The sequence below is a fragment of the Mycoplana dimorpha genome, from assembly GCF_003046475.1.
Lineage (GTDB): Bacteria > Pseudomonadota > Alphaproteobacteria > Rhizobiales > Rhizobiaceae > Mycoplana > Mycoplana dimorpha.
Window position 1 is genome coordinate 152,288 of sequence record NZ_PZZZ01000005.1, and the last position, 25,743, is coordinate 178,030.

The 25,743-nt window shown below is 65.6% G+C and carries 20 protein-coding genes; 13 read left to right on the top strand and 7 right to left on the bottom strand.

The features are described 5' to 3' along the window. Positions 1-59 precede the first annotated feature (59 nt). The 4 genes from gltX to C7449_RS13645 all read right to left on the bottom strand — a co-directional run bounded on the left by gltX (position 60) and on the right by C7449_RS13645 (position 5,226). The gene (gene gltX / locus C7449_RS13630; RefSeq protein WP_108003354.1) at positions 60-1,523 is read right to left on the bottom strand and encodes a glutamate--tRNA ligase; all 1,464 of its coding nucleotides are present in this window, start codon (positions 1,521-1,523) and stop codon (positions 60-62) included. Positions 1,524-1,717: 194 nt separating this feature from the next. Beyond that, entirely contained in the window at positions 1,718-3,490 is a 1,773-nt protein-coding gene (locus C7449_RS13635) for an SLC13 family permease (protein WP_108003355.1), read from the bottom strand. Between the two features lie 173 nt (positions 3,491-3,663). After that, the gene (locus tag C7449_RS13640) at positions 3,664-4,422 is read right to left on the bottom strand and encodes a TerC family protein (RefSeq protein WP_108003356.1); all 759 of its coding nucleotides are present in this window, start codon (positions 4,420-4,422) and stop codon (positions 3,664-3,666) included. 126 nt (positions 4,423-4,548) lie between these two features. Then, positions 4,549-5,226, bottom strand: coding sequence for a TetR/AcrR family transcriptional regulator (locus tag C7449_RS13645; RefSeq protein WP_108003357.1), 678 nt, complete (start codon positions 5,224-5,226; stop codon positions 4,549-4,551). A gap of 148 nt (positions 5,227-5,374) precedes the next feature. Between C7449_RS13645 and C7449_RS13650 the strand changes: the two genes are divergently transcribed. The 8 genes from C7449_RS13650 (at position 5,375) to dmeF (ending at position 15,305) form a co-directional block, all read left to right on the top strand. Then, positions 5,375-6,586 carry an HlyD family secretion protein gene (locus tag C7449_RS13650; RefSeq protein ID WP_108003358.1) on the top strand — a complete coding sequence of 404 codons (1,212 nt, stop codon included), beginning with the start codon at positions 5,375-5,377 and terminating at the stop codon, positions 6,584-6,586. 105 nt (positions 6,587-6,691) lie between these two features. Continuing rightward, positions 6,692-8,287: a DHA2 family efflux MFS transporter permease subunit gene (locus C7449_RS13655; protein ID WP_108003359.1), complete on the top strand. Its 1,596-nt coding sequence runs from the start codon at positions 6,692-6,694 to the stop codon at positions 8,285-8,287. 154 nt (positions 8,288-8,441) lie between these two features. Then, the gene (locus C7449_RS13660) at positions 8,442-9,497 is read left to right on the top strand and encodes a metallophosphoesterase (RefSeq protein ID WP_342588258.1); all 1,056 of its coding nucleotides are present in this window, start codon (positions 8,442-8,444) and stop codon (positions 9,495-9,497) included. A 309-nt stretch (positions 9,498-9,806) separates the two neighbouring features. Continuing rightward, positions 9,807-10,874, top strand: a complete 1,068-nt coding sequence (locus C7449_RS13665) for a LacI family DNA-binding transcriptional regulator (protein WP_108003652.1) — start codon at positions 9,807-9,809, stop codon at positions 10,872-10,874. A 9-nt stretch (positions 10,875-10,883) separates the two neighbouring features. Beyond that, the gene (xylB, locus tag C7449_RS13670) at positions 10,884-12,338 is read left to right on the top strand and encodes a xylulokinase (protein ID WP_108003360.1); all 1,455 of its coding nucleotides are present in this window, start codon (positions 10,884-10,886) and stop codon (positions 12,336-12,338) included. A gap of 180 nt (positions 12,339-12,518) precedes the next feature. Further along, entirely contained in the window at positions 12,519-13,829 is a 1,311-nt protein-coding gene (gene xylA / locus C7449_RS13675) for a xylose isomerase (protein WP_108003361.1), read from the top strand. A 169-nt stretch (positions 13,830-13,998) separates the two neighbouring features. After that, positions 13,999-14,277 (top strand): metal/formaldehyde-sensitive transcriptional repressor, encoded by a 279-nt coding sequence (locus tag C7449_RS13680; RefSeq protein WP_108003362.1) that lies wholly within the window; start codon positions 13,999-14,001, stop codon positions 14,275-14,277. Continuing rightward, positions 14,274-15,305 carry a CDF family Co(II)/Ni(II) efflux transporter DmeF gene (dmeF, locus tag C7449_RS13685; protein ID WP_108003363.1) on the top strand — a complete coding sequence of 344 codons (1,032 nt, stop codon included), beginning with the start codon at positions 14,274-14,276 and terminating at the stop codon, positions 15,303-15,305. The genes C7449_RS13680 and dmeF overlap by 4 nt, the downstream gene beginning before the upstream one ends. Positions 15,306-15,358: 53 nt before the next feature. Here dmeF and C7449_RS13690 read toward each other — a convergent pair whose 3' ends face one another. Continuing rightward, positions 15,359-17,161: an adenylate/guanylate cyclase domain-containing protein gene (locus tag C7449_RS13690; RefSeq protein WP_108003364.1), complete on the bottom strand. Its 1,803-nt coding sequence runs from the start codon at positions 17,159-17,161 to the stop codon at positions 15,359-15,361. Positions 17,162-17,348: 187 nt separating this feature from the next. Beyond that, positions 17,349-18,380: a LacI family DNA-binding transcriptional regulator gene (locus tag C7449_RS13695; RefSeq protein ID WP_108003365.1), complete on the bottom strand. Its 1,032-nt coding sequence runs from the start codon at positions 18,378-18,380 to the stop codon at positions 17,349-17,351. A gap of 170 nt (positions 18,381-18,550) precedes the next feature. On the opposite strand from C7449_RS13695, the gene C7449_RS13700 reads away from it, so the two are divergent. From C7449_RS13700 to C7449_RS13715, 4 genes are all read left to right on the top strand, one after another. Beyond that, a complete protein-coding gene (locus tag C7449_RS13700; RefSeq protein ID WP_108003366.1) occupies positions 18,551-20,077 on the top strand; it encodes a sugar ABC transporter ATP-binding protein in 1,527 nt (508 codons plus the stop codon). Positions 20,078-20,148: 71 nt separating this feature from the next. Further along, entirely contained in the window at positions 20,149-21,159 is a 1,011-nt protein-coding gene (locus C7449_RS13705) for an ABC transporter permease (RefSeq protein ID WP_108003367.1), read from the top strand. Positions 21,160-21,304: 145 nt separating this feature from the next. Further along, on the top strand, positions 21,305-22,255 hold the full coding sequence (locus C7449_RS13710; protein WP_108003368.1) for a substrate-binding domain-containing protein: 951 nt from the start codon (positions 21,305-21,307) through the stop codon (positions 22,253-22,255). 204 nt (positions 22,256-22,459) lie between these two features. Then, positions 22,460-23,512, top strand: coding sequence for a sugar phosphate isomerase/epimerase family protein (locus tag C7449_RS13715; protein ID WP_108003369.1), 1,053 nt, complete (start codon positions 22,460-22,462; stop codon positions 23,510-23,512). Positions 23,513-23,516: 4 nt separating this feature from the next. Here the strand turns inward: C7449_RS13715 and C7449_RS13720 are convergent, their stop codons facing one another. After that, on the bottom strand, positions 23,517-24,152 hold the full coding sequence (locus C7449_RS13720; RefSeq protein WP_108003370.1) for a CatB-related O-acetyltransferase: 636 nt from the start codon (positions 24,150-24,152) through the stop codon (positions 23,517-23,519). A gap of 208 nt (positions 24,153-24,360) precedes the next feature. On the opposite strand from C7449_RS13720, the gene C7449_RS13725 reads away from it, so the two are divergent. Beyond that, entirely contained in the window at positions 24,361-25,545 is a 1,185-nt protein-coding gene (locus C7449_RS13725; RefSeq protein WP_108003371.1) for a Gfo/Idh/MocA family protein, read from the top strand. Positions 25,546-25,743: the final 198 nt, after the last annotated feature.

Here is a 25,743-nt window from a genome sequence, read left to right on the forward strand (position 1 = left end):
GTTTCATCTGGAAAATGCCCCTCCCCAACCCCTCCCCGCGAGGGGGAGGGGCCTTACCCTCATTTTCCGCTTCCGGCCATCGAGGCCACCACCTGGGCGGCCACCTTCAGCCGCTGGCGCACGACCGAGCGGCCGAGGATCGCCATGGAATCGAACAGCGGCAGCGAGCGCGACGAGCCGGAGACGGCGACGAACAGCGGCGCCAGTACGACCTTCAGCTTCTTGCCCATGCGGTCGGCAATCGCGCGCAGCTCCGCCTCAATGCTCTCGACGTTCCACTCGAAGATGCGCTCCAGCTCCGGCTGCACCGTGTTGAAAATCTCCAGGATCTCTTCGGGCGTCGACTTCACCTTGGCGAAGGCGTCCGGGGTCAGGCCGAGGTCGGACTTCAGCAGGAAGCCGGCGAGGTCCGGCAGTTCGCCGAGCTTGGTGATGCGCGACTGCGACAGCTTCAGGCCTTCCTTCAGCCGGTCGTTCTCCATCGCCCAGGCGAGCACGCGGGCGGCGAACTCCTCTTCCGAGAATTTTTCGCGCAGCCAGCGGCCGTTCAGCCAGTCGAGCTTCTGGATGTCGAAGATCGCACCGGACTTGGAGAGGTTGTCTGGATCGAACTTCTCCGACAGCTCGGCCATCGTCATCAGTTCCTCGCCCTCGGCGATCTGGATGAAGAACAGGCCGAGGAAGTTCATCAGCGCTTCCGGCGCATAGCCGAGCGCCGAGTAGTAGGAGATCGAGGTCGGGTTCTTGCGCTTCGACAGCTTCGACTTGTCGGCATTGCGCATCAGCGACAGGTGCATGAAGGTGGGCTCGTCCCAGCCGAAATAGCGGTAGAGCAGGATGTGCTTCGGCACCGAGGCCAGCCATTCCTCGCCGCGCGCCACGTGGGTGATCTTCATCAGGTGGTCGTCGATGACGTTCGCCATATGGTAGGTCGGCATGCCGTCGGCCTTGATCAGCACCTGCATGTCGACCGAATCCCACGGGATCGAAACGTCGCCGTAGACGCCGTCGTGGAAGTCGCAGGAGCCTTCGGCCGGGATCTTCATGCGCACGACGGAGGGTTCGCCGGCAGCCATGCGGGCGGTCACTTCCTCGGCCTTCAGGTTGAGGCAAAGGCCGTCATACTTCGGCTGCTTGCCCTCGGCGCGCTGGGCATTGCGCATCTGCTCGAGCCGCTCGGGCGTGCAGAAGCAGCGGAAGGCATGGCCCTTGTCGAGCAGTTCCTGCGCGTAGGGCTGGTAGAGATCCTTGCGGTCGGACTGGCGGTAGGGACCGTAGGGGCCGCCGATGTCGGGGCCTTCCGCCCATTCCAGCCCGCACCACTTCAGCGCGTCGAGCACCTTCGTCTCGAATTCCGGCGTCGAGCGGGTGGCGTCGGTGTCCTCGATCCGCAGGATGAAGGTGCCGTTGTGCTTCCTGGCAAAGAGGTAGTTGAACAGCGCGATGTAGGCGGTGCCGACATGCGGCTCGCCGGTCGGCGAGGGGGCGATGCGGACGCGTACGTTCGTGGCGGAGGTGGTCATGGCTTGCTCGGTCCGGTCGAATGCTCTGAGGCCGTTCGCCGGAGGAATTCCCGCGTGATCGGCTCATGCTTTATGGGAGGGAAAGCCCGATTTGCCGCCGAAATTGCGGCGGGGACGGAGTTTTCCGTTTGGGCAGGGGTGAGACCATATTCGACCCGGCGCGTCAAGGGAAAGTGCGGCGGATCGCAATGGCTTCAGTGCACCGGCCAGACGTAGAGCAGGGCCGGCACGCTGACGAGGACGACGAGCAGCGACAGCGGCAGGCCGAGGCGCGGATAGTCGCTGAACCGGTAGCCACCGGGACCCATGACGAGCGTGTTGCACTGGTGGCCGATCGGGGTGAGGAAATCGCTGCCGGCGCCGATCGCGACCGCCATCAGGAAGGCCTCCGGCCGGTAGCCAAGTGCCGTGGCGAAGCTGACGGCGATCGGCGCCATGACGAGCACGGTGGCGGCGTTGTTGAGGAACGGCGTGACCGCCATCGCGGTGACCAGGATCATCGCCAGTGCGCCGTAGGCCGGCATGCCCGAGGCGATCGTGCCGAGCCAGCCGGCGATCAGTTCGCTGCCGCCGGTGGTGCGCAGCGTGTCGGCGACAGGGATGAGGGCTGCGAGCATGACGAGGATCGGGCCGTCGACGGCCCTGTAGGCTTCGGCGAGGGGGACCACCCTGAACAGCAGCATGGCGACGGCGGCAGTGAAGAAGGCGATCGCCACCGGCACCGCTCCGGTGGCGCTCGAGGCCATCGCCGCCGCGAGGATGATGAGCGGCACGATCGCCCGCCGTTTCGTGCCGAGCAGGATCTCGCGCTGGGCGAGCGGCAGCAGGCCGAGCTCCTGCAGGATCGCCGGCAGCGTCTTTCTTCCCCCTTGCACCATCAGCACGTCGCCGGCGGAGAGGGTCACCTCGCTCAGCCGCTCCGTCAGCCGCTTTCCCTGCCGGCTGACGGCAAGCAGATTGATGCCGTAGCTGTGGAACAGCGCCATGCGGCGGGCGGACAGCCCGGCGAGACGGGAATCGGCCGTGACCACCACCTCGATGGCGACGACCTCCTCGCCGGCCGCCGGTGTCTCGCGGATCGGCTTGCCCGAGAGTTCGAGGTCCGCTGCCGACGTCACGCGATCGAGAGCCGCCGGCGTTCCCTCCATCAGGATCGTATCGCCGGCGCGGATGGTCACGTCGGGCAGCGGCGCGATGTGGCGGCCGTCGCGGATCACCGCGGTGGCGGCGATGTCGCCCTCGCCGGGCTTGAGCATGGCGTTCAGCGTCTTGCCGACGGCGCCCGATTTCGCCGGCACCGTGGCATCGGACGAGTAGACGGCGAGATCGAGCGCCTCGTCGAGCGACGGGTTCTGGTTGACGCGGGCAGGCACCAGCCGGTTGAAGGCGATCAGGAACAGCACGCCCGCAACGGTCAGGATCCCACCGACGGGCGTGAAGTCGAACATGGTGAAGCTGTCGCCGGTGATCTCCTGGCGCATGCGCGAGACGACGATGTTCGGCGAGGTGCCGATCTGGGTCATGAGGCCGCCGAGAAGGGCGGCGAATGCCATCGGCATCAGGTAGCGCGATACCGGCACGCCGGAGCGGCGCGAGAACTGGAACGCCATCGGCATCATGATGGCGAGCGCGCCGATGTTCTTGATGAAGGCGGACATCACCGCGACGCTGACCAGAAGCAGCGTCACCTGCGCCGTGAAGCCGGTGAGGCTCGGAAAGAACCGCTGCACGGCGGTGTTGATGATGCCGGAGCGGGCAACGCCGGCGCTGACCATCAGCGCGCTGCCGACGATGATGACGATGTCGTCGCTGAAGCCGCTGAAGGCCTTGTCATAGGGGACGATGCCGACAGCGACGGAGAGAAGCAGTGCCAGACAAGCGACGATGTCGTACCGAACCCGATCCCAGACGAAGCCGGCCATCATCGCCAGGATGACCGAGAACGCCAGGATTTGTGGTGTCGTCATGGGCTGCCCCGCTCGTCCGTTCGCGCCAGCCTTACAGAGGTCGAGGGAAAATTCCAACCGGGGGGAAAGGTTCCTCGTGCCTGCGCTGCATGCTTTTTTCGACGATCATGGAGGACGGCCGCGTGCCGGTCGGTTGCGCCGCCGGCATTGGCAGTCCGTCAGGCGAAGGCGCTTCAGTGCAGCGTCTGCGCGTCGGCCTTCTTCTTCCGCCTCGCATTGCGGGCCAACATGTTGAGCGCCTCGACCAGTGCCGAGAACGCCATGGCGGCGTAGACGTAGCCCTTCGGCACATGGAAGCCCATGCCTTCGGCGATCAGCGTCATGCCGATCATCAGCAGGAAGGCGAGCGCCAGCATGACGATGGTCGGGTTCTTCTCGATGAAGTTGGCAAGCGGCGTTGCGGCTACCAGCATCACCGTAACGGCGACGACGACGGCTGCGACCATGATCGGCAGGTGCGGGGTCATGCCGACGGCGGTGATGATGCTGTCGACGGAGAAGACGAGATCGAGCAGCAAAATCTGGCCGATTGCGGCAGTAAAAGAGGCGACCGCGGCGGTGCCGATGAAATCCTCGCCGTGGTCGGCCGGATCGACGCTGTGATGGATTTCCTTCGTCGCCTTCCAGACCAGGAACAGGCCGCCGGCGATCAGGATCACATCCTTCCACGAAAAGCCCTGGCCGAAGAGCTCGAACACCGGCGTCGTCAGCTTGACGATCCAGGCGATCGTGCCCAGCAGCGCCAGGCGCATGACCAGTGCCAGCCCGATGCCGATGCGGCGAGCCGGAACACGGTGCTGCTCGGGCAGTTTGTTGGTGAGAATTGAGATGAAGATCAGATTGTCGATGCCGAGAACCACCTCCATGACGATCAGCGTCACAAGCGCGACCCACGCTTCAGGGCTTTGCATCAGGGCAAGGATGCCGTCCATCCGATCTTCCTCTTGGTTCGGAACTCAATGAGGTCGGTATGTATGACGAAACGGAAGGGTTGCAAGACGCAACCAGCAGCGGCAGCGTGGAAAATTACCGATGTAACGGCGCGGTGCGACGTGCTGTCAGGACTGCGACGTGCCGTAGGCTGCCAGGAACATCCGGACTCCGCTGGCGACCACCCGCTCGATTTCGGAGGCCGGCGGCGGTGTCGGCATCGAGCCGAACAGGCGGTGCTTGAAGATGCCGACGGTCGCCAGTTCCAGGAATTGACGCGCGCCGAGCTCGGTGTCGTCGAGCGTCAGCCGTCCCTCGGCCACCTGGCGGTCGAGATAGGTCTTCAGCACCGAGACCGGATTCATCGGGCTTGCCGACAGAAAGCCGCAGGAGAGCGCCGGCATGCGCTGGTTGACGGCGATCACCATGCGCATCGCCTTGATCGTATATTCCGCCGAAAGATGCGAAGCGAAGAGGACGCCGAAATCGTGCAGCGCCTCGGAGACCGAGAGGTTGTCGAGCAGCGCGCTGCGCGCCGATTCGGTGATGCGCAGGCGCTCGCGCTGGATCAGCTCGGCAAACAGGTCTTCCTTGTTGGCGAAATAGACGTAGATCGTGCCCTTGGAAACGCCGGCGGCCCGGGTGATGTCGTTCATGCTCGCCGCGTCGAAGCCCTGTTCCATGAAGACGCGTTTGGCGCCGTCGAGAATCTGCTCGCGTTTTGCCGGATCCTCGCCGGCTGCCCGCCGCCCGGTCGGGACGACCGCGCAAACCGAGCCACCGTTTTCCGTTACCTTGGTCTCCATCGCGTCAGCAGAAAATCCTCTCGACGATTAATTCGAACCGCGTGGTTCGATTTCGCCTTGATATGGACCAGAAAGGAGACTATGTCAAATCGAACTGAACGGTTCGGTTCGACGAAGTGCCGTTTTGATATCTTTCCCGGGTGAACCCATGGTGTCCAAGACCACGAGCAATGCCAAGGTGCGGCCGGTCGATGACGATTTCGTTGTCGAGCCCGCCAACGAGCAGCCCGCCGCCGAAGCGCCGCCGGCGCCTCAACCGAAGACACCGGCCGAAGTCGAGCCGGCTCCTGGCGCCGCCCCGACCAAGACCGGGGCGCGGCGCCGGGTTCTGCCGATCCTGCTCCTGGCGCTGCTCGCCGCCGGCGGATGGTACGGCTATCACTGGTGGACGACGGGCCGCTTCATGGTGTCGACCGACGACGCCTACATCGAGGGCGACATCGCAACGATATCGCCGAAGGTGACCGGCTATGTCGCCGAGGTCCGCGTCGTCGCCAACCAGGCCGTCAAGGCGGGCGACGTGCTGGTGACGCTGGACGATGGCGACTACAGAAATGCGCTGGAGCAGGCGAAGGCGCAGATCACCACGGCCGAGCTGTCGCTGCACCGCATCGACGCGCAGATCGATGGCGCCAAGGCGTCGCTTGCCCAGGCCGAGGCATCGCGAGCGGCGCTTCAGGCGGCGGTTCGCGGCGCCGAGATCACCCAGAAGCGCGCCAGCGAACTGCAGTCGAAGTCGGTCGGCACCACCGCCGAACTCGACACCGCCAATGTCGCGCTCGACCAGGCCCGCGCCAATCTGGCCGGCGGCGAGGCGGCCATCGTTTCGGCCAAGGCCAACATCGCCCTGCTCGAGGCCCAGCGCAAGGAGGCCGAGGGCACGATCCGCACGTTAGAGCTGCAGCGGGACAAGGCGGCGCGCGATCTCGGCTTCACGGTCCTGAAGGCGCCGTATGACGGCGTCGTCGGCAATCGCGCCGTCCAGATCGGCGACCTCGTCTCGCCGGGCCAGCGGCTGATGGCGCTGGTGCCGACCCGCGAGCTCTATGTCGATGCCAATTTCAAGGAAACGCAGATCCAGCATCTCGTCCCCGGCTCGAAGGTGAACGTCCATGTCGACGCCTTCGCGGATCACCCGATCGAGGCGACGGTAGAGTCGATCGCGCCGGCCTCCGGCTCGGTCTTCTCGCTGCTGCCGCCGGAAAACGCCACCGGCAACTTCACCAAGGTGATCCAGCGCGTGCCGGTTCGCATCGCGCTGCCGAAGGAGGCGCTCGACAGCGGCCGCCTTAGGGCCGGGCTGAGCGTTGTCGTCGACGTCGATACCCGCACGGCACCCGAGGCAGGCACCGCGCGGTAAACGGATGCTGCGCGCCTGGCGGGCGTGCAGCATCCAGCTTTTCCCGATCTTTCATGAGCCGGAGGCCGGACGCGCCCCGGCCAGTGTTTCTCGCCGGAGTCGGCCATGGCTGCCACCACCGCTGTTCAGGGCAGGGCCGCAGGGCCCGTCGCCCCCGCATCCGACACCATCGAACCGAGGCGGATGATCGCCTTCTTCGCGATGGTGGTGGGCATGTTCATGGCGATCCTCGACATCCAGGTGGTGTCGGCCTCGCTGTCCGAGATCCAGGCCGGCCTGAGCGCCGGCACGGACGAGATCGCCTGGGTGCAGACCTCCTACCTGATCGCCGAAGTGATCATGATCCCGCTGTCGGGCACGCTGGCCCGCATCATCTCGACCCGCTACCTGTTCACCATCTCCGCCGCCGGCTTCACCGCCGCCAGCGTGCTTTGCGCCACGGCGACGAACATCGAGCAGATGATCGTCTACCGCGCCCTGCAGGGCTTCATCGGCGGCGGCATGATCCCGTCGGTCTTCGCGGCTGCCTTCACCATCTTCCCGCCGTCGAAGCGCAACATCGTCTCCCCGATCATCGGCCTGATCGCGACGCTGGCGCCGACCATCGGGCCGACCGTCGGCGGCTATCTCAGCCATGCCTTCTCCTGGCACTGGCTGTTCCTGATCAACGTCATTCCGGGCATCGTCGTCACCATCCTCGTCTGGAACTTCATCGATTTCGACAGGCCGCAAGTCTCGCTGATGAAGAAGTTCGACTGGTGGGGTCTGCTCGCCATGGCCGTGTTCCTGGGATCGCTCGAATACGTGCTCGAAGAGGGAACCGCGAATGACTGGTTCAACGACGAGCATATCGTCATGGCTGCCGTCGCCTCGGCCATCGGCGCGGCCTTCTTCTTCTACCGCGCCTTCAAGGTCGAGTTCCCGGTCGTGGACCTCAGGGCCTTCTCCAACCGGAATTTCGCCTTCGGTTCGATGTTCTCGTTCATCATGGGGGTGGGGCTTTATGGCCTGACCTATCTGTATCCGGTGTATCTCAGCCACATCCGCGGCTACGATTCGCTGATGATCGGCGAGACGATGTTCGTTTCCGGCCTTGCGATGTTCTGCACCGCGCCGGTCGCCGGCATGCTGTCGAGCCGGCTCGATCCGCGGGTGATGATGGCAATCGGCTTCGTCTCCTTCGGTTCCGGCACCTACATCATGAGCGGACTGACAACCGATTGGGATTTCTACGAGCTGTTCCTCCCGCAGATCCTGCGCGGCGTCGGGCTGATGCTGTGCATGGTGCCGATCAACAACATCGCGCTCGGCACCCTGCCGCCGGCCCGGATGGCCAATGCCTCCGGCCTCTACAACCTGACCCGCAATCTCGGCGGCGCCGTCGGCCTGGCGGTCATCAACTCGATGCTGACCACCCGCCAGGACGTGCACTACATGCAGCTTCGCGAGCATGTCAGCTGGAGCAATCCGGCGGCGATCGAGCAGATGAACAACATGGCGGCCAAGTTTACCGCGCATGGTCTCGATGGCACCGGTGCTGCAATCAAGCAGATGGTCGGCATGGTCGAGCGACAGGCCATGGTGATGTCGTTCAGCGACGTGTTCATGTTCCTGACCGTGCTGTTTGCCGGCATGCTCGCCTGCGTGGTGATGATCAGGAAGCCGGAGGCCCGCGCCGGCGGCGGAGGCGGCGGCCACTGAGCCTGGCTCGAGGGGCTTGCCGGCCGGCGGCATTTTCGGTCAGGATGCCGCACGGGACCTGACCGGTGCGGCGCGCGAAATGGCTTATGATCGATCGAGCGGACTCACCCGGCGTGCACTCCTGAAGGGTGCCGCAGGCCTGGGTGCGGCAAGCATGCTGCCCGGGCTTCCGGTTCGCGCACAAGACCCCTGGCCGGCGATCGACGCGACATTCGTCTTCGCCGCCGACGTGCATGCCTGCCTGGTCACCGCGGACACCCTGAGCCCGCATTGCGAGGAAGAAGGCAAGACCGACGCCAATCTCGTGCGCCACGTCCGGGCGATCAATCAGATCGCCCGCAAGGACTGGCCGCATTACATCGGCGGCATCGACACCGGCCTTCGCAATGCGGGCACGCCGATCGGGCGTCCGCACGGCGTGATCATCGGCGGCGACATGACCGACGATGGCGGCGGTCAACTGAGGATCCCGGGGGTGGGATGGCAGCTGCAGCAATTCGCCAGCCGCTACCGCCAGGGCAACGGCCTCGGCCAGGTGAACTATCCCGTCTATGCCGGCCTCGGAAATCACGACCTCGACCAGAACGGGGTGCCGCCCCACGTCGACTTCTACCGCCGGGAACTGCGCGACTATGTGGAACTGAACCATCGCATGTCGGTGTTCTACAAGCCGCCGGTGCCGGTGACGAACTTTCACGTGCCGTCCGACAGCTATTCCTGGGACTGGGGCGGGCTGCACCTCGTCCAGCTCCACCGCTTTGGCGGCGACGAACTGAAAGGGGCGATCAGCGGCTTGCCCTGGTTGCGGGAGGATCTCGCTGCCTACGCCGCCGACGGACGGCCGGTCGTGGTGTTTCAGCATTATGGCTGGGATCCGTTTTCGATCGAGCGCTGGGATCCGATCGAGAGGCGTTTCGACGGCCAGGGGACCGGCGGCGCCCATTGGTGGACGGAGGACCAGCGACAAGCTTTTCTGTCTGTGCTGAAGGGCTACAATGTGATCGGCCTCTTCCATGGCCACGAGCACGAGACACCGATGATCTACCGCCGCGACGGCCTGGACCTGTTCAAGCCGATCGCCGCCTACATGGGCGGGCTGGCCGTCGCCCGGGTCACGAACGACCAGTTCGAGGTCGTGCTGGCGAAAGCCTATGGCGAGCGCGGCGACGTCGTCTTCACGCATGCCTTCAGCAAGCCGCTGAGGGGGTGAGGGGCTGTCGGCATTCTTGGACGGCTGGTGCTGAGTTGGTTGGCTCGGCAATCATCAAGGCTCCGTCATGCCGGGCTCGACCCGGCATCCAGCGCGCGCTTGCGCGCAAAAGAGCCATCTCGCGACGCAGACGCGACGCTGCTGGATGCCGGCTCAAGGCCGGGATGACGACGGATGCGGTTAAACGGCAACAAAGAATATGCCATGGACCGACCCTCCCAGGGCAACCACCGGGCCGAAGCCAGTCGCTGCCAATTTCTGATTTACGTACATCAGAAACTCCGCTACAGCTCCGTGCCGGAGGAAATCATGCGCCCGACCGTTCACGATATCGCGGCAAATGCCGGCGTCAGCCTGGCCACCGTCGATCGCGTCCTCAACGGCCGGCCCGGCGTGCGCGCGGTGACGCGGGCCAGGGTCGAGGCGGCGATCCGCAGCCTCGGCTATGTCCGCGACATGGCGGCGGCCAATCTCGCCAAGGGGCGGATCTATCCGCTGGTGTTCATCGTGCCGGCCGGGGAAAACCCTTTCATGCGCGGGCTGGAGGCGGAGGTGCGGGCGGCCGTCGATCGCTCCGCCTTCGAGCGGACGCGGATCTCGATCGTCAACGTTCCGCCGTTCGACCCGGCCGCGCTCGTGGCAGCGATCGATGCGGCCATCGCCGCCGGCGTGGCGGGGATCGCCGCGGTCGCGGTCGACGCGCCGGAGGTGGCCGCGGCGATCTGCCGGGCGCGCACAGCCGGGATCGCCTTCGTCACGCTGGTCTCCGATCTGGCGAACTCCGGACGCGATCATTTCTGCGGCGTGGACAATGTGGCCGCCGGCCGGACCGCCGGCAGCCTGATGGCGCGGTTCCTCGGCGCGCGCCCGGGGCCGGTCGCCGTGCTCGCCGGCTCGATGCGGGTGCGCGACCACCGCGAGCGCCTGGAAGGGTTTCGGATTATGATGGCGGAAGCCGGCGGCGGGCGGCCGGTGCTCGACGTGCTGGAGGGGCAGGACGATCCGGAACTGGCGGAAGCGCTGATCGCCAAGTGCCTCGAAAACAATCCGGACCTCGCCGGCATCTACAGCCTCGGCGCCGGCAATGGCGGCCTGGTCGCCGCGCTCGCCGCGGCCGGCCGGGACGATCTCTGCGTGATCGCCCACGAGCTGACCGCGCCGACGCGCGCCGGGCTGGAAAGCGGACTGATCGATGCGGTGCTCAACCAGGACGCCGGGCATGAGGTGCGCAGCGCCATCCGCACCCTGCGCGCCAAGGCCGACGGCCTGCCGGTGATCGAGGCGCAGGAGCGGATCCGCATCGACATCTTCATCAAGGAAAACCTGCCGCCGGAAAGCGGTGTGGCGCCGCCACCGGCCGTGCCGGACGAGCATTAGGAGAGGATCATGTATCTCGGAATCGACCTCGGAACGTCCGGCGTCAAGGCCATGCTGATCGACGCCGACCAGCGGATCGTCGGTTCGGCCAGCGGCGCACTCGAGGTCTCGCGCCCGCATCCGGGCTGGTCGGAGCAGGATCCGGCCGACTGGATCGCCGCCACCGAGCAGGCGCTCGACGCCCTGATGGCGGCCCATCCGGCCGCGCTTGCCGCCGTGCGCGGCATCGGCCTGTCCGGCCAGATGCACGGCGCCACGCTGCTCGACGACGGGGACAAGGTGCTGCGCCCCTGCATCCTGTGGAACGACACCCGCAGCCATCGCGAGGCGGCCGCGCTCGATGCCGATCCGCGCTTCCGGGCCATCACCGGCAACATCGTCTTCCCCGGCTTCACCGCGCCAAAACTCGTTTGGGTGAAGAACAACGAACCGGAAATCTTCGCCAAGGTCCGCCGGGTCCTGCTGCCGAAGGATTACCTGCGCCTGTGGCTGACCGGCGAGCACCTGTCGGACATGTCCGATTCCGCCGGCACGGCCTGGCTGGATACCGGCGCGCGACAATGGTCGCCGGAACTGCTTGCCGCCACCGGCCTGGAGGAGCGGCACATGCCGGGTCTGGTCGAGGGCACCGATGCGGCCGGAATGCTGCGCGCCGAACTCGCCGCCCGGTGGGGACTTCCCGGCGGTGTTGTCGTCGCCGGCGGGGCCGGGGACAACGCGGCTTCGGCCTGCGGCATGGGAACGGTCAGCGAAGGGACGGCTTTCGTCTCGCTCGGCACCTCAGGTGTGCTGTTTGCCGCCAACGGCCGCTACCTGCCGAACCCGGCAAGCGCCGTTCACGCCTTCTGCCACGCGCTGCCCAACACCTGGCACCAGATGGGGGTGATCCTGTCGGCCACCGACGCGCTGAACTGGCATGCCCGCGTCACCGGCGCTTCGCCGGCCGATCTCACCGGCGAACTCGGCGAAACGCTGAAGCCGCCGGCCGGGGTCGTCTTCCTGCCCTACCTGTCCGGTGAACGCACGCCGCACAACGACGCCACGATGCGCGGTGCCTTTGCCGGCCTTGGTCACGAGAGCGGCCGGGCGGCGCTGACGCAGGCGGTTCTGGAAGGCGTTTCCTTTGCGGTCCGCGACAGCCTCGAGGCGCTGCGTCTCGCCGGCACGACGCTGTCGCGGGTCACCGCGATCGGCGGCGGCTCGCGCTCGCGCTACTGGCTGAGGTCGATCGCCACCGCGCTGTCGCTGCCGGTCGACGTGCCGGCCGATGGCGATTTCGGCGCGGCCTTCGGGGCGGCGCGGCTCGGCCTGATCGCGGCGACCGGCAGCGATCCGCTCACCGTCTGCACGCCACCGCGGACGGCCGAAACGATCGAGCCGGACACGGCGCTGAGCGGGGCGTACGGGGCGGCCTACGAACGCTATCGCCGGCTTTATCCGGCGATCCGCGACGCGATGATTTGAGGGCGCCCCTCATCCCAACCTCTCACCGCAGGCGGCGAGAGGGACGTGGCGCCCAACGCCGCGAAGGTGAGCGATCGGCATTTCCCTTCGCCCCGCTCGCGGGGGGGGGGGAAGGTCAAGGCAGCGGCATGAGGGGGCGTCTGCTGCAATCAGGTTCGGTTATTAAAGGAGGAGACACCCATGAGCACCGGCTTTTTCGGCGATATCGCCAAGGTGAAATACGAGGGCCCGGAGAGCACCAACCCGCTCGCCTTCCGCCATTACGACAAGGATGAGGTGGTGCTCGGCAAGCGCATGGAGGACCACCTGCGCTTCGCCGTCGCCTACTGGCACAGCTTCGTCTGGCCGGGCGGCGATCCGTTCGGCGGCCAGACCTTCGAACGGCCGTGGTTCAAGGATTCGATGGACGCGGCGAAGCTGAAGGCCGATGTCGCCTTCGAATTCTTCCAGCTGCTTGGCGTGCCCTTCTACTGCTTCCATGACGCCGACGTGCGCCCGGAGGGCAGGAACTTCGCCGAAAACACGAAAAATCTGAACGAGATCGTCGACTACTTCGCCGAGAAGCAGGCCGCGACCGGCGTCAAGCTGCTGTGGGGCACGGCGAACCTGTTTTCCAACCGCCGCTACATGGCGGGTGCGGCCACGAACCCGGATCCGGACGTGTTCGCCTTCGCCGCGGCGACGGTGAAGACCTGCATCGACGCCACAAAGCGACTCGGCGGCCAGAACTACGTGTTGTGGGGCGGCCGGGAGGGCTACGAGACGCTGCTCAACACTGACATGAAGCGCGAACTCGACCAGCTTGGCCGCTTCGTCAACCTGGTCGTCGAGTACAAGCACAAGATAGGCTTCAAGGGCACGATCCTGATCGAGCCCAAGCCGCAGGAGCCGACCAAGCACCAGTATGATTTCGACGTCGCCACCGTCTACGGCTTCCTGAAGAAATACGGGCTGGAGAACGAGGTGAAGGTCAACATCGAGCAGGGCCACGCCATCCTCGCCAACCACTCCTTCGAGCATGAGCTGGCGCTCGCCAATGCACTCGGCATCTTCGGCTCGATCGACATGAACCGCAACGACTACCAGTCCGGCTGGGACACCGACCAGTTCCCCAACAACGTGCCGGAGATGGCGCTCGCCTATTACCAGGTACTGGCCGGCGGCGGCTTCAAGACGGGTGGCACCAATTTCGACGCCAAGCTGCGCCGCCAGTCGATCGACCCCGAGGACCTGCTGATTGCCCATATCGGCGGCATGGACTGCTGCGCCCGCGGCCTGAAGGCGGCGGCAAGGATGATCGAAGACGAGGCGCTGTCGCAGCCGCTCGAGGAGCGCTATGCCGGCTGGAGCGCTCCGGAGGCGAAGAAGATGCTCGATGGCGGCCTCAGTCTCGAGGAGATCGCCCACTACGTCGAAAGCAAGGACATCAACCCGCAGCCGCGCTCCGGCCGGCAGGAACTGCTGGAGAACGTCGTCAACCGCTACGTCTGATGCGCCCTTCGATTTCGAGGAAGCAGGGGAGCGAGAGCTTCCCTGCTTTTTCTTGCGGTGGGAGGTCGCCGGCACCGTAAGCCGGTGATCCAACGGCCACAGCTTTGCGCTTCAAAGATGCTGCGGCAAACATTGCGGTTGCCGAAAATATACGGTATCCCCCTATGCTATGACACACACGATCAGGAACAAGCCGAAGCTGTTGGCGCGCGTTCGGCGCCTGAAAGGGCAGATCGAGGCGATCGAGCGGTCCCTCGAAGCGGATGTCCCGTGCGGAGAACTTCTCAACCTGGTTGCCTCCGTCCGCGGCGCCGTCACCGGTCTGACGGCCGAAATGATCGAGGATCATATTCGCGAGCATGTCTCCAACCCCGACAAGGACGAAGATGCGGCACGGGCGAAGGGGGCGGCCGAGCTGATCGAGGTCATCAGGATGTACCTAAAATGACGGATCTGACGAGCCCACCCATTGGCGCGCATGAGCATGTGTTCCTGGGCGACGACCATGAGCGGAACGAGCGCCGGACCTGGCTGGTGATCGCAATCACCGCGACGATGATGGTCCTGGAGATCGCGGCGGGCACGATCTACGGGTCGATGGCGCTGGTGGCGGATGGCTGGCACATGTCCACCCACGCGGCCGCCATGCTCATTGCCGCAACGGCCTATCTCTATGCCCGCAGGAACGCGCGCAACCCGCGCTTCACTTTCGGGACAGGCAAGCTTGGCGACCTGGCCGCCTTCGCCAGCGCCGTTGTACTGGCGCTCGTTGCGGTGCTGATCGGCTGGGAGAGCCTCGTGCGCCTCTACAGCCCGGTGGCAATCAACTTCTCTCAGGCGATCACTGTCGCCGTGCTGGGGCTTGCGGTCAACCTGCTCTGCGCCTGGCTGTTGCGCCATGATCACGCGCATCACGGGCACCACCACCATCATCATCACGACCATGATCACGAGCACCGCCATCAGGATGATGATCATCACCATGCCCATCACGATCACGGCGGCCAACATATGGCCCGGCATGACCACCCCTCCGGGCACCGCAATCATTCGGCGGACAACAACCTTCGGGCAGCCTACCTGCACGTTCTGGCCGACGCGTTGACCTCGGTCCTGGCCATCGCCGCCCTGACGCTTGGAGGCCTGTACGGCTGGAACTGGATGGACCCCGCCATGGGGATCGTCGGCGGGATCGTGATCGCCCACTGGTCATGGAGCCTCATTCGGGACGCCGGTAGGGTTCTTCTCGACTACGTCCCGGAAGACGAGGAGCTTCCCGACGAAATACGCTGCGTCATCGAGGGTGATGGCGATCGGATCACCGACCTGCATGTTTGGCAGCTTGGACCGGGTCACCGCGGGGCCATCGTCGCGATCCGTTCGGCTGCGCCGCAGGATCCCTCCTGCTATCGGAAGAAGCTGGCGCATCTCCACAGCCTTTCGCATGTGACAATCGAGGTCGAGAAGGCTGCTTGAGTTTGAGGCATCAGGCGGTGCCGTGGCATCCGGGTCCTTGCGCCTGCTCGATCCTATCGCTGGTCGATGGCCCCGCGCAGCGCGTCGGCGGTCGCGGTGCCACTGGCCGCCGGGGGAACCTCAGGCAGACCCGCCTTGACGAGCCCGTCGCGGACGTGCTGCACGTCGGCTTCCTGGACGTAGTGCAACGTGGCCAGAAAGGCATCCATGCCGAAGTCAGGGGCGATCGCCTTGAGCTTGTCGAGATGGGCGGATGCCGCGATGCGGTCGCCCAGCCAGCCGTAGCAGGCGGCAATGAAGGCGTGCTGGACGTGGTCCATCGCCGACAGGTGCATGAAGGCCTCGATCGCCTCGCCATATTGGCGCGCCGCGAAATGCGCCTTGCCGAGGTGGCTCCAGAAGCGCTCGGGGTGGTGGGGATTGAGCCGCATCGCCTTGCGGATCCAATCGATTCCCTCTTCCGGCCGTCCGAGCCAGGTCAGAAGCTCGCCCTGCTGCACCACCACCAGGTCATAGTTGGGGTTCAGGAACAGGGCGCGTTCCTGGTGATAGCGCGCCGTCATCAACTCGTTGTTGTTGACGTTCACCGCGGCGAGGATGCGATGGACGTCGGCGTCGTTGTCGTCGAGCGCCAGTGCCCGATCGAGCTCCGCCACGACTTCGGTCCAGACCGCATCCTTGTCGTCACACCAGCCGTGCACCCAGGCCTGCCCGAGGATGCAGGCCCGCCACGCATGCGCATGGGCATAGCCGGGGTCGAGCGCGATGGCCCTTCCGATCAGCGACTGGGCCTCCACGTTGTCGGCGACCGTGCCGCGGTGGTGCAGAACCTTGGCGGCCAGGGCGCATTCGTAGGCCGCCATGTTCGCCGGTTTCGTGCGGGACATCTGATCGCGTTGTGCAGCCTCGACGCGCCCGGGCAGCGTGGCGGCAATCGCCGCCGTCACCTCGTCCTGGATGGCGAAGATGTCGTCCAGCCTGCGATCGTAGCGGTCGGCCCAGACATGGGCATCGTTGATCGCATCGACGAGCTGGACCGTCACGCGCACCCGGTCGCCGATCTTGCGGACGCTTCCCTCCACCAGATATTGCGCCCCAAGCTTGCTCGCCACCTCGCGCATGTTAACCGGCTGGTTCTTGTAGACGAAACTGGAGTTGCGCGAGATGACGAAGAGCTCGTGGCGGCGGGACAGCTCGGTGATGATGTCTTCGGTCAGGCCGTCTGCGAAGAACTCCTGGTCGGGATGGCCGCTCATGTTGTTGAACGGCAGCACCACGATGGTGGGCTTGGAGACGGTGCGCTTCGCATCGGCGTCATCCGGAGCGTCCGGCAGGACGTTGCCTTCCAGGCCGATGCGGTAGAGCCGGACCGGGCGGCTGATGTTCTTCAGCATCTTCTCGCCCAGGTCCTCGATGGGGACCTCGAGGCGGTCGACGATCTGCGTCGCCACGGCCGCCGTTATGCAGACGCCGCCGACATCGGCGAGTTGCTCGATGCGCGCGGCGATGTTAACGCCGTCGCCGAAAATGTCGCCCTCGTCGAAAATGATGTCGCCGAGATTGATGCCGATGCGGAATTCGATCCGACGGTCGTCCGGCACGTCGGCATTGCGCCGCTTCATGCGCTGCTGCACCTCGATGGCGCATTTCACCGCGTCGGTGACGCTCTGGAACTCGACCAGCATGCCGTCGCCGGTGGTCTTGATGATCCGGCCCTTGTTCTTGGCAATGGCAGGATCGATCAATTCGATTCGATGCGTCCTGAGACGGGCGATCGTGCCGGCTTCGTCGGTCTCCATCAACCGGCTGTAACCTGCCATGTCGGCGGCCAGCACTGCTGCGAGTCTCTGCTCCATCGGCTTGCCAGAAAGAGAGTTGCTTTTGCGAAGGACCGGCAGGGTCCAGGGCGAGTCTAACCCAGCCCGGCTCGATCGCCTATATAATTTAGCCGAAACTAATGGAGTGGTGCCACACGGGTTTTAACCGTCCGGCCCCGCCGTTGCGGCCATCGAGCACGCAGGGCCGCCGCTCCGCCGCGGGCCTTCAGCGTGTCGCGCGCTGCCGTGCCGGGGCGGCCACGGAATTGCGCACCACGAGGTCGGGCCGAAGCAGGATCTCCGTCTCGGCCGGCGTCGCGTCCGACAGCATTTCCAGGAGCAATGCCATGGCGCGCTTGCCGATGGCGGTGCGCGGCTGGCGGACGGTCGTCAGCGACGGCGTCATGAAGCTCGCCTGCGGCACGTCGTCGAAGCCGGTGACGGAGAAGTCGCGGGGAATTTCGTAGCCGCGCGCCTTCAGTCCGATCATCACGCCGAGCGCGGTCTGGTCGTTGACGCACATGAAGGCGGTCGGCAGGTCGTCGCGCACAAAAAGCTGCTCGAGCGCCAGCCGGCCACTCTCGATCGTGCCGTCGCCTTCCATGACGATGCGGCCGCCCGGCGGAATCCCGGCCGCGTCCAGCCCGGCATGATAGCCCATCCGCCGGCGATTGTAGGCGAGCCGGGTGCGCGAATCGCCGACGAAGGCGATCTTGCGGTGCCCCTCGGCGATCAGCAGGTCGACGGCCTTGCGGGCCCCTTCAATGTCGTCCACGCCGACATACGGGATGCCGCCGTTGAAGACCGGCTCGAAGACGCCGACGCTGGGCGGCAGCCGCGCCGTCATCGCCTGGTGTCCGAAGGGCAGGATGCCGGTGAACAGGATCAGCCCGGCCGCCTGGCTGGAATTGAGGAACTTCAGGTATTCGAGGCCCCGCTGCGCGTCATTCTGGGTATGGCCGATCAGCACACCGTAGCCGTGGGCGCGGGCCTCGTTTTCCAGGCCGACGAGGATGTTGGAAAAGTTCGGATCGCCGATGTCGGGCGCCACCACCAGGATCATGTTGGAACGGCCGAGCCTGAGGCTGCGCGCCATGGCGTTGGTCGTATAGCCGGTGACCGCGATCGCCTGGTTGACCTTCAGCCGCGTCGACTTCGCCACCTTCTCCGGCGTGTGGATGGCCCGCGACACCGTCGCGATCGACACTTCGGCGATTCGGGCGACATCTTCGATGGTTGCGGGGGAGGAATTCGACACTGCGTCCTGCCTTGGGCTCAAGTTGCGGGGACACTACACAGACTTGTCCGGCGGTCAAACGCCGCCCTTGCAAAAATTCCAGGTACCGCACGATGTAAACCTTTACATTCGGCTCTGTAAAGGTTTACATCGTTCCAGATGCGGTCGGGAGAGCCGCAGGGGAGGACATCATGAATCCGGAGGCTGTCGACGGGGCGCCCGTCGTCCTGTCGGCGCGGCGCGTCAGCAAGTCGTTCAGCGGCGTGCAGGTGCTGTTCAGCGTGGATTTCGAGCTGCGCCAGGGCGAAATTCACGCGCTGATGGGCGAGAACGGCGCGGGCAAGTCGACGCTGGTTAAGATCCTTTCCGGCTTCGAGCAGCCGACCTCGGGCGAGATCCTCCTCGACGGCCAGCCGATCAAGTTGCCGCCGAACGGCGGCGCCGAAGCGCTCGGCATCGTCATCATCCACCAGGAACTGAACCTCGCCGAACACCTCACGGTGACGGAAAGCCTGTTCCTCGGCCGCGAGGTGACCCGCTTCGGCGTGCTCGACCGCAAGTTCATGCGCGCCGAGACGCGCCGCGTGCTCGACCTGCTCGGCTCCCACGTCGACGAGAACGCGCCGATCGCCTCGCTGTCCATTGCCGAAAAACAGATGGTCGAGATCGCCAAGGCGATCAGCCGCGACGCGCGCGTCGTCATCATGGACGAGCCGACGGCGGTGCTGTCGCGCGAGGAAACCGGCATCCTGTTCCGGCAGGTGCGCAAGCTGCGCGACAAGGGCACCAGCTTCATCTTCGTTTCGCACAAGCTCGACGAGGTGATGGAGCTGACCGACCGGGTCACGGTGCTGCGCGACGGCCAGTGGATCAAGACCTCGCCGACGGCGATCCTCGACGGCGAGGCGATCGCCCAGCTGATGGTCGGCCGCGAGCTCTCCAGTCTCTATCCGGCCAAGACGGAGCCGGACGTGGACGAGGCGATCGCGCTGCGGGTCGAGGCGGTTTCGACCGGCTACGTGCGCGACGCCAGCTTCGAGGTGCGCAAGGGCGAGATCCTCGGCTTTTCCGGCCTGATCGGCTCGGGGCGGACGGAACTGATGGAGGCGATCGTCGGCCTGCGCCCGCGGCTTTCCGGCGATGTCTTCGTCGAGGGGAAGGCTGTGCCTTCCGGCGACCTGCATGCGGCGAACCGGAGCGGACTTGCCTACATGACCAAGGACCGCAAGGCCAAGGGGCTGCTGCTCAACGCCGGCATGGCGGCCAACCTCACCCTGCAGTCGCTCGAGCGTCACAGCCGGCTCGGCTACCTCGACCCGGGCAGCGAGGCGGCGGCGCTTGCCAGGGCACGGCGGCGGTTCGACATCCGGGTGCGGGACGCCAACATCGTGGCAGGGCGCATGTCCGGCGGCAACCAGCAGAAGCTGCTGCTCGCCAAGGTGATGGAGACCGAGCCGCAGATCATCATCATCGACGAGCCGACCCGCGGCATCGACGTCGGCACCAAGCAGCAGATCTACCACTTCATCTCCGCACTTGCCCGCGACGGCCGGTCGATCATCGTCGTCTCGTCGGAGATGCCGGAGATCATCGGCCTGTGCACCCGGGTGGCGGTGATGCGCGAGGGCCAGATCGTCGGCATGCTCGAGGGCGACGAGATCAGCGAGCATGAGATCATGCGCTATGCCGCGGGGCTGAAAAAGAAGGCTGCCGCCTGACGGCAGACGCCGCAGACGTCGGCAAAAAAGGATGGTCCTCGCTGGAGCGGGACGGGAGGTTGGACTTGGATATGAGCGTGAACGAGGAAAGCAGCCAGAACGGAATTCGCCGCCGCAGTTGGCGCGATGTCGATCTCAGGGCCGTGGCGCCCTTTGCGGCGCTTGCCCTGCTCCTGATCATCGGGGCGATGGTCAATCCGAACTTCATCGGCGTCAACAACCTCGCCAATGTCGCCACACGCAGCGCCTTCATTGCCATCATCGCCGTCGGCGCGACCTTCGTGATCTCGGCCGGAGACCTCGACCTGTCGGTCGGGGCGATGGTGGCCTTCATCGCCAGCCTGATGATCCTGTTCATGAATTCCGGTGCCATCGCCGATCCGGCGCTGATGCTGGCGGCGGCAGTCGCCTTTGCGGTCGCCGCCGGTGCCGCCTGCGGGCTTGCCAACGGGCTGATCACCACGGTCGGCCGGATCGAGCCCTTCATCGCCACGCTCGGCACGATGGGCATCTACCGCGGCCTCACCACCTGGCTCTCCCAGGGCGGCGCGATCACGCTGCGCGAGCCGCAACTGCAGGAGATGTACCGGCCGGCCTATTTTGGCTCGATCCTCGGCATGCCGGTGCCGATCGTCGTCATCCTCGCCGTTACCGCGGTCGCCGCCTTCGTGCTCTACCGGACCCGCTACGGCCGGCACGTCGTTGCCGTCGGCTCCAACAGCGACGTGGCGCGCTACTCCGGCATCGCCGTCAACCGCGTGCGCACCATCGCCTTCGTCATCCAGGGCCTGTGCGTCGCCGTCGCGGTCCTTCTCTACGTGCCGCGCCTCGGCTCCACCTCGGCGACTACGGGCATCCTGTGGGAGCTGCAGGCGATCACCGCCGTCGTCGTCGGCGGCACGGCGCTGAAGGGCGGCGCGGGCCGCGTCTGGGGCACGATCTGCGGCGCCTTCATCCTCGAGCTCGTCGGCAACATCATGCTGCTGTCGAACTTCGTCAGCGAATACCTGATCGGCGCCATCCAGGGTGCGATCATCATCATTGCGATGCTCGTCCAGCGCTCGCTGGTGCGCAAGTCGTGAGCCAGGCAATTCCGGACAACCGTCCGGAATTGCGGCAAGCAAAGGAACGGAGCATGTCCGGTTCTCGGAGGGAAACGGAGATGCTCGGGCCGGGTCTGCAGGTCTCCCGGCATCGTGGACTGACCTGTTTTTTTGGGAGGTATTTATGCGCAAGAGATTTCTGGCTCTGACGGTTGCGGCCGTGGCAGCCTTCGCCGGCATCGGGCACGCCCAGGACAAGAATGTAACCATCGGCGTCTCGATTCCCGCCGCCGACCACGGCTGGACGGCCGGCGTCGTCTTCCATGCCGAACGCGTCGCCAAGCTCCTGATGGAGCGGCACCCCGGCCTCAACGTCATCGTCAAGACCTCGCCCGATCCGGCCAGCCAGGCCAACGCCGTGCAGGACCTCGAGACGCAGGGCATCGACGCGCTCGTCATCCTGCCGACTGACCCGGATCCGCTCGTCAACGCCATCAAGGAGGTCAAGGGCAAGGGCACGTTCGTCGCGCTCGTCGACCGCGCGCCGTCGGTCAACGACAACTCGGTGCGCGACCTCTACGTCGCCGGCAACAACCCGGCGCTCGGCCAGACCGCCGGCGAGTACATCAAGGCAACGACGCCGGACGCCGAAGTGGTCGTCATCCGCGGCCTGCCGATCCCGATCGACCAGCAGCGCCAGGACGGCTTCGACAAGGGCATCGAAGGCTCGAACGTCAAGGTTCTCGACCGCCAGTACGGTAACTGGAACCGCGACGACGCCTTCAAGGTCATGCAGGACTACCTGACCAAGTATCCGAAGATTGATGTGGTTTGGTGCCAGGACGACGACATGGCCGTCGGCGTGCTGCAGGCGATCGACCAGGCCAAGCGCACCGACATCCAGTATGTCGTTGCCGGCGCCGGCTCCAAGGAGATGATCAAGAAGGTCATGGACGGCGACAAGATGATCCCGGTCGACGTCCTCTATCCGCCGGCGATGGTCGGCACGGCGCTCGAGATGACCGCCGCCAACTTCTTCGGCCAGGTGCCGGTGCGCGGCGTCTACACGATCGACGCGACGCTGATCACCAAGGACAACGCCAAGGACTTCTACTTCCCGGAATCGCCGTTCTGATCCGGACCGGATGACCGCCGCCCGGGCGGAAACGCCCGGGCGATTCATACTCTCCGATCGTTCCCCATCGGGACGATCGGCGTTGCCCGGGAAACATCGTCAGCTTCAGCAGCGTTTCATGGGCGCGAAATCGGGCCTCACGCCCGCAGACGGAAAATTCAAGGCGCGGCACCCGCAAAGGCCCGCGATGGGAGGAAGCACGAGATGAAGACGATCAAGGGACCGGCGCTGTTTCTGGCGCAGTTCGCCGGCGACACGGCGCCGTTCAACTCCTGGGATTCGATCACCAAGTGGGCCGCCGACATCGGCTACAAGGGCGTGCAGGTACCGTCCTGGGACGGCCGGCTGATCGATCTCAAGAAGGCGGCGGAATCGAAGACCTACTGCGACGAGTTCGCCGGCAAGGCACGGGAGAACGGCGTCGAGGTGACCGAGCTCTCAACCCATCTCCAGGGCCAGCTCGTTGCCGTGCACCCGGCCTATGACGAGGCCTTCGACGGCTTTGCCGCCCCGGAGGTGCGCGGCAATCCCAAGGCGCGGCAGGCCTGGGCGGTCGAGCAGGTGAAGCTGGCGCTGACGGCGTCGAAGAACCTCGGCATCGGCGCACACGCGACGTTTTCCGGCGCGCTCGCCTGGCCCTTCGTCTATCCCTGGCCGCAGCGCCCGGCCGGCCTCGTCGAGACCGCCTTCGACGAGCTGGCCCGGCGCTGGAGGCCGATCCTCGACCATGCCGAGGACTGCGGCGTCGACGTCTGCTACGAGATCCATCCGGGCGAGGACCTGCACGACGGCATCACCTACGAGATGTTCCTGGAGCGCACCGGCAACCATACGCGGGCCTGCATGCTCTACGACCCGTCGCATTACGTGCTGCAGTGCCTCGACTATCTCGACAACATCGACATCTACAAGGACCGCATCCGGATGTTCCACGTCAAGGACGCGGAGTTCAACCCGACCGGCCGGCAGGGCGTCTATGGCGGCTATCAAGGCTGGGTGAACCGGGCAGGACGCTTCCGCTCGCTCGGCGACGGCCAGGTCGATTTCGGCGCGGTGTTCTCGAAGATGGCGGCGAACGATTTTGCCGGCTGGGCCGTCGTCGAGTGGGAATGCGCGTTGAAGCATCCCGAGGACGGCGCCCGCGAGGGGGCGGAGTTCGTCCGACACCACATCATCCGCGTGACGGAAAAAGCCTTCGACGACTTTGCCGGCGCCGGCACCGACGAGGCCGCCAACCGCCGCATGCTGGGGATTTGAGGCGTCAGGCGGCCCGGAGGGCAGCGAGATCGGCACGTTCGAGCGCAGCGATGTTGCGTTCGATCTTCGCCGCATCCCAGTCCCACCAGGCAATCTCGAGGAGGGCAGAGGTCACATCATCGTCGAAGCGCTTGCAGACGGGGGCGGCGGGATTGCCGGCAACGATCGTGTAGGGTTCGACGTCGCGCGTGACGACCGCGCCGGCGGCGATGATAGCGCCTGCACCGATCGTGACGCCGGGCATGACCAGCGCGCCATGGCCGAGCCAGACGTCGTGTCCGATCACGGTGTCCTTGAAGGGCAGGTCGGCATAGCCGCCGGTCGCGGCGAGATCGAAGATGCGGAAGGGATAGGTGGTCAAGCCGTCCATCGGATGGTTCGCCGAGCTGGTGACGAAGCGCACCCCGTGAGCGATCTGCACGAAGCGGCCGATCACGAGCTTCTCCCGGCTGAAGTCGAAGAGATAGGGGGCAAGCGTCGCGGCCCAGTCGTCGGGGCAGCTGAAGTCGCTGGCATAGGAATAGTCGCCGACCTCGATCCTGGGGTGGTCGATGACATTGCGGAGATAGACGGTGTTCCTGATGACCGTACCGTCAGGTGCCGTGATCGGGTGGGCAAGGATGGGGTTGAGCAAAGGCATGGAGAAGATCTCGCGGATGGAAGAATGGATGCGGCCGCCGCGGCGACCGCATTGATCCCGGATTGAACGGCCTGGAGGGAAGCCAGGTCCCGACCGCAGTCGGGCCGCTGCGACGACGTCAGCTCCCCCGTACCGGAGCCTGATTTGACCCAGGCGCATGATTGAAGATGATCCAGCCCCGCGCGGGGAAAGGCAAGGAGGAAACGGAATGGCAATTGAAGGAAGTGTTGTCGAGGCGCGGCAGCCGCGTATCCGGCTCGGCATGGTGGGCGGCGGCGCCGGCGCCTTCATCGGCGCGGTGCACCGCATCGCCGCCCGGCTCGACGATCACTATGAACTCGTGGCCGGCGCGCTGTCGTCGACGCCGGAAAAATCGATCGCCTCGGGCCGTGAGCTCGGGCTCGATCCGGCGCGTTGCTACGGCAGCTTCAAGGAGATGGCCATCCGCGAGGCAAGGCTGAAGAACGGCATCGAGGCGGTGGCGATCGTCACCCCCAACCACGTGCACTACGAGGCGGCGAAGGAATTCTTGAAGCGCGGCATCCATGTCATCTGCGACAAGCCGCTGACCTCGACACTGTCCGACGCAAGGAAGCTGAAGAAGCTCGCCGACGAAAGCGACGCGCTGTTCGTGCTGACCCACAACTACACCGGCTATCCGATGGTGCGCCAGGCGCGGCAGATGGTGCAGGACGGGGTGATCGGCCCGGTGCGGCTGGTGCAGATGGAATACCCGCAGGACTGGCTGACGGAGAACATCGAGCAGACCGGCCAGAAGCAGGCGGCCTGGCGCACCGATCCGGCAAGATCGGGTGCCGGCGGCTCGACCGGCGACATCGGCACCCATGCCTACAATCTCGGCTGCTTCGTCTCGGGCCTCGAGCTCGAGGAACTGGCCGCCGACCTCGACAGCTTCGTGCCCGGCCGCCAGCTCGACGACAATGCCCATGTGATGATGCGCTTTGCGGAGAAGGACGGCGTGCGCGCCAAGGGCATGCTCTGGTGCAGCCAGGTGGCGCCGGGCAACGAGAACGGCCTGAAAATCCGCGTCTACGGCACCAAGGGCGGCCTGGAATGGGTGCAGACCGACCCGAACTATCTCTGGCACAGCCCCTTCGGCGAACCGAAGCGGCTTTTGACCCGCAACGGCGCCGGCTCGGATGCGGCCGCCGGCCGCGTTTCCCGCATACCCTCCGGCCATCCGGAGGGCTACCTCGAGGGCTTTGCCAACATCTATACGGAAGCCGCCCGCGCCATCCTCGCCAAGCGGCAGGGCACGAAGGTCGATCCGGCCGTGTTCTATCCGACCGTCGATGATGGCCTGAAGGGCATGATCTTCGTCGAGGCCTGCGTGCAGTCTTCGAAGAGGAACGGCGCCTGGGTCAAGGTCTGATCGCCGGCGGGCGCGCCAGAGCGTAAGCGGCGTGGCGTTCAGAACCTGTCTCCCGAAGCGGGAACTGGTTCGGGATCCAAGACCTTCAGTGCAGAACGGCGGCGGCGCAGCGTTGCGCCTCCGCCGCCCGTCGCGCGATCGCTGTTTGCGAGCTGGGAGTGTTTTCAGGTTCTGTTCTTTGACCGTCTGGCCGACGGT

What these genes read in the sequence shown, in the direction of transcription:
- gltX (WP_108003354.1), bottom strand. Translation starts at nt 1,523, where the DNA reads ATGACCACCTCCGCCACGAACGTACGCGTCCGCATCGCCCCCTCGCCG.
- C7449_RS13635 (WP_108003355.1), bottom strand. Translation starts at nt 3,490, where the DNA reads ATGACGACACCACAAATCCTGGCGTTCTCGGTCATCCTGGCGATGATG.
- C7449_RS13640 (WP_108003356.1), bottom strand. Translation starts at nt 4,422, where the DNA reads ATGGACGGCATCCTTGCCCTGATGCAAAGCCCTGAAGCGTGGGTCGCG.
- C7449_RS13645 (WP_108003357.1), bottom strand. Translation starts at nt 5,226, where the DNA reads ATGGAGACCAAGGTAACGGAAAACGGTGGCTCGGTTTGCGCGGTCGTC.
- C7449_RS13650 (WP_108003358.1), top strand. Translation starts at nt 5,375, where the DNA reads ATGGTGTCCAAGACCACGAGCAATGCCAAGGTGCGGCCGGTCGATGAC.
- C7449_RS13655 (WP_108003359.1), top strand. Translation starts at nt 6,692, where the DNA reads ATGGCTGCCACCACCGCTGTTCAGGGCAGGGCCGCAGGGCCCGTCGCC.
- C7449_RS13660 (WP_342588258.1), top strand. Translation starts at nt 8,442, where the DNA reads ATGCTGCCCGGGCTTCCGGTTCGCGCACAAGACCCCTGGCCGGCGATC.
- C7449_RS13665 (WP_108003652.1), top strand. Translation starts at nt 9,807, where the DNA reads ATGCGCCCGACCGTTCACGATATCGCGGCAAATGCCGGCGTCAGCCTG.
- xylB (WP_108003360.1), top strand. Translation starts at nt 10,884, where the DNA reads ATGTATCTCGGAATCGACCTCGGAACGTCCGGCGTCAAGGCCATGCTG.
- xylA (WP_108003361.1), top strand. Translation starts at nt 12,519, where the DNA reads ATGAGCACCGGCTTTTTCGGCGATATCGCCAAGGTGAAATACGAGGGC.
- C7449_RS13680 (WP_108003362.1), top strand. Translation starts at nt 13,999, where the DNA reads ATGACACACACGATCAGGAACAAGCCGAAGCTGTTGGCGCGCGTTCGG.
- dmeF (WP_108003363.1), top strand. Translation starts at nt 14,274, where the DNA reads ATGACGGATCTGACGAGCCCACCCATTGGCGCGCATGAGCATGTGTTC.
- C7449_RS13690 (WP_108003364.1), bottom strand. Translation starts at nt 17,161, where the DNA reads ATGGAGCAGAGACTCGCAGCAGTGCTGGCCGCCGACATGGCAGGTTAC.
- C7449_RS13700 (WP_108003366.1), top strand. Translation starts at nt 18,551, where the DNA reads ATGAATCCGGAGGCTGTCGACGGGGCGCCCGTCGTCCTGTCGGCGCGG.
- C7449_RS13705 (WP_108003367.1), top strand. Translation starts at nt 20,149, where the DNA reads ATGAGCGTGAACGAGGAAAGCAGCCAGAACGGAATTCGCCGCCGCAGT.
- C7449_RS13710 (WP_108003368.1), top strand. Translation starts at nt 21,305, where the DNA reads ATGCGCAAGAGATTTCTGGCTCTGACGGTTGCGGCCGTGGCAGCCTTC.
- C7449_RS13715 (WP_108003369.1), top strand. Translation starts at nt 22,460, where the DNA reads ATGAAGACGATCAAGGGACCGGCGCTGTTTCTGGCGCAGTTCGCCGGC.
- C7449_RS13720 (WP_108003370.1), bottom strand. Translation starts at nt 24,152, where the DNA reads ATGCCTTTGCTCAACCCCATCCTTGCCCACCCGATCACGGCACCTGAC.
- C7449_RS13725 (WP_108003371.1), top strand. Translation starts at nt 24,361, where the DNA reads ATGGCAATTGAAGGAAGTGTTGTCGAGGCGCGGCAGCCGCGTATCCGG.